The following is a 3532-nucleotide window of genomic DNA, read 5'->3' on the forward strand; positions in this document are numbered from 1 at the left end:
CCTATTAAAATAATTTTATCCTCATAATACTTTAAAAACCTTTTAAATTCCCGAATATAATGATGTGAAAGTTTTACTTTTAAAACTAAATCCAAGTGGCATTCTAAGTTTTCAGCATTATTGAAAAAAATTTTATTCATCCAAAATTTTATATTCATATTTAAAAATCTAAAATCTATATTATTTTTATTAATGATCTTCTTATTACTATTTATATCAATTATTTCTAAGTCTCCTTTTAATCCTTTACAGCCAAATATCTGTGATGTAAGAGTTATGCCACAGTTATTCATAATTATTTTTTTTACTTCATCTATACCAAAATTGTTTTGACTATTAATGATATCATCCATTTCTTTTATATACATTTTTTTATCTAATTCTTCATTTTCAAAATCCTTAACAACTATCCCTACAGATTTGCAATATAATTCAAACCAATATCTTAATCCCCCATAAATAGATTGACTTTTAATTTTGTTACTTTCCCCAAATGCATCCCCAGTCCATATAGGGGTTAAGGTTTTTAGTTTAATAGTAAGTTTTTCTTTTTCCATATTCTCACCTCCCAAATGTAAATTTACTCCTTTTCCCTATTATTCTACATATATCCATTAGATTCCTCTTTTATATTGAAATTTATTAATAATAAATAAGCCTTTCTTCTAATAGGTTTATATATAACAAAAGACTACTTCCCGCATACCACATACAGGAAAGTAGTCTTCAATAGGTCACTATTATCCTAATACTTCTCTAATTATCCTATAATAATTCTTATAGGATATTTTTTCTATATCTTCTTTTGTATAACCTCTAGTTTCAAGGATATTTATTAAATCTGGAATTTTTTCTATGGTTTCAAATCCTTTAGTTCCGATATTTACATTTTCCACAAAACTATCTATAGTATCTGTCTTTAGATAATGGAAAAAATCAAATCCAAAACCTACATGATCAATTCCTGCTACTTCTACCATATGATCTAAATGATTAACAAGATGATGAATATCTTGTTTATCTCTATCTAAATGTATGAATTCATTGAATGAATTTAATCCAACCAATCCTTCCCTTTCAGCAATTGCCTTTATCTGTTCATCAGAAAGATTTCTTGCCACATTGCATAATGCTCTAGCATTTGAATGAGAAGCAATTATAATACCTTCAGTATTTTCGTATATATCCCAAAAGGTTTTGTCATTAGCATGAGAAAGATCTATTATTACACCTAATTTCTCCATTAATTTGACTGCTTCAATTCCTTTTTGTGTCAAACCTCTATCTGGATTGCCTCTAGCTCCTGTGGCTAATAGATTCTCTTCATTCCATGTTAAAGACATATGCCTAACTCCAAATAGATATAGTGCATTTATTAAATTTATTCTATCTCCAATTCCACTTAACCCTTCCATTCCTATAATTACAGCTAATTTTTCTTGTGATAAAGCTTGATCAAAATCCTTTGTATTTTTTACTATTTTTATTATATCCTGATTTTCCATTATTTCCGTACTCATATGCTCAATAATTTCCAAGGTCCTAGCTTGGGGATTTTTATCATAAGGAGGGTCTACCCATATAACAAATATTCCACCTATCATATTCCCTTTTCTAAATCTATCTAAATGCATATTTCTAATAATATCTTTTTTATCTTTACTTCTCTTTAATGTAACATCTGTCCATATATCACCGTGTCCATCAAATATCATACTTTTGCCTCCTCTAGTTTGTACTATCTATTATACTACAACAATTGCAATAATTGCCCCATGAATATTCCTGCATAATTCCCAATTACATAGCCTACTTGTTAGAAATTGTTTAAATCTGTTATATATGCTATAATGTGTTCTATAAACATTGAAAAATAGAGGAAATATTTGCTTATAACATTACATTAGAAGAAGGGATCAATGTGTTAAAAACAATTAAATATGAAGAAATAGAAAATAATTGGTTGGACAAGAATTATGTATTTATTGATGTAAGAAGTCCATCTGAGTATAATTCTGAAACTATTCCTGGTGCTATTAACATTCCAATTTTTAATGATGAAGAAAGATCTATCATTGGTACCATCTATAAACAAGAAAGTATAGAAAAAGCCAAAAAGGTTGGAATAGACTTTGTTTCAAAAAAACTTCCTACTATTTATGAAAAGATTATGGAGCTTAAAAGGAAATATGATAATCTGATATTTTTCTGTGCCAGAGGTGGTATGAGAAGTAATTCTTTAGTCTCTTTTCTTGAATCAATAGGAATAAATGTCTTTAAACTGGATGGTGGTTATAAATCCTATAGAAAATATATTTATACCCATCTTCCTGATTTAATTAAAAACATTCAATTTATTGTACTTTATGGCAATACAGGAACAGGAAAAACTCTAATCTTAGAAAATCTTAAAAAAAAAGGAATGGATATTCTAGATCTTGAAGGTTGTGCTAATCATAGAGGGTCTATATTAGGAAGTGTTGGTCTAGGTAAACAGAATTCTCAAAAAATGTTTGAATCCCTACTATATGAATCATTAATTAAAAGAAAATCTAACTTAGTGTTTATTGAGGGAGAAAGTCGAAGAATAGGAAAGGACATAATACCTGAGTATCTGTTTAAAGCCATGCAAAAGGGAATAAACATTAAAGTTGAGGCTAATATAAAAACCAGAATTACTAATATCTTAGATTCATATGTTCATGATACAGATAATGAACTTATAGAATCTTTAGATCATCTAAGAAAACATTTAGGTGATAAAAATATTGACAGATATATAAACCTAGTAAAAAATCATCAATACAACCTAGTAGCAGAAGAACTAATGATTAAATATTATGACCCTATGTACGAACATAATGATAGAGAATATTGTAAGGTTTTCAATAGTGATGATATAGAGAATGTTACTAATAATATAATTCAGTGGGTAGATGAGTTTTATAGTTAAAAAAATTTGGTGAGACTTACAAGTCCCACCTTTTTTTCCTTCAAGAAGTGTCCATTTTTTATCGTTAAGGTGAAAGAATAGGCGCAGAATCCTTACTCCTTGCCCTCTCATATTATTTCACAGCTTTTAATCTAGAAATATCCAGCCAATTTTTAGCAGTTATCTGTTCTACATTAGCAAGATCCATTCTTAAATCCTTAAGTTCATCATGAACATATTGAATTTCTGCCTTTAATTCAACTCTAGTAGACTCAATTTCTCTGACTATCGTTTCTTCTATAGATGCAAATTTTGCGTTGGTATTCTCCTCTATGGATTCAAATCTTTTGTCCATTGTTTCAAATTTTGCATTAGTATTCTCCTCCATGGATTCAAATCTTTTGTCCATTGCTTCAAATTTGGCATTGGTATTCTCCTCCATGGATTCAAATCTTTTGTCCATTGCTTCAAATTTGGCATTGGTGTACGGGCTGGCCAACCGCGTGGTGGACGACGCCGACGTGCGGTCGCAGGCCCAGGCCTGGGCCCGGCGGCTCGCCGACGGCCCGACGTTCGCCCTGGCGATGACCAAGCGGCTGG

General features: G+C 30.2%; 4 protein-coding genes. 1 reads left to right on the plus strand and 3 read right to left on the minus strand.

What is annotated here, in order from left to right; translation table 11 throughout:
* On the minus strand, positions 1 to 557 hold a 557-nt coding region (cmr1, locus tag VK998_RS01585; RefSeq protein ID WP_325224727.1), incomplete at its 3' end, for a type III-B CRISPR module RAMP protein Cmr1.
* Positions 558 to 740: 183 nt separating this feature from the next.
* The gene (locus VK998_RS01590; protein WP_325224729.1) at positions 741 to 1715 is read right to left on the minus strand and encodes a dipeptidase; all 975 of its coding nucleotides are present in this window, start codon (positions 1713 to 1715) and stop codon (positions 741 to 743) included.
* 206 nt (positions 1716 to 1921) lie between these two features.
* Here VK998_RS01590 and mnmH point away from each other — a divergent pair, with 206 nt between their 5' ends.
* Positions 1922 to 2953 (plus strand): tRNA 2-selenouridine(34) synthase MnmH, encoded by a 1032-nt coding sequence (gene mnmH, locus VK998_RS01595; RefSeq protein ID WP_325224731.1) that lies wholly within the window; start codon positions 1922 to 1924, stop codon positions 2951 to 2953.
* A gap of 112 nt (positions 2954 to 3065) precedes the next feature.
* Here the strand turns inward: mnmH and VK998_RS01600 are convergent, their stop codons facing one another.
* Complete coding sequence (locus tag VK998_RS01600) at positions 3066 to 3395, minus strand: hypothetical protein (protein ID WP_325224732.1); 330 nt, start codon at positions 3393 to 3395, stop codon at positions 3066 to 3068.
* Positions 3396 to 3532 lie beyond the last annotated feature (137 nt).

Origin of the sequence: Schnuerera sp. (genome assembly GCF_035459645.1) — a bacterium.
Lineage (GTDB): Bacteria > Bacillota > Clostridia > Tissierellales > Tepidimicrobiaceae > Schnuerera.

Bases quoted from the DNA above. Each gene is read 5' to 3' on its own strand.
- VK998_RS01590 (WP_325224729.1), bottom strand. From the start codon at position 1,715: ATGATATTTGATGGACACGGTGATATATGGACAGATGTTACATTAAAG.
- VK998_RS01600 (WP_325224732.1), bottom strand. From the start codon at position 3,395: ATGGACAAAAGATTTGAATCCATGGAGGAGAATACCAATGCCAAATTT.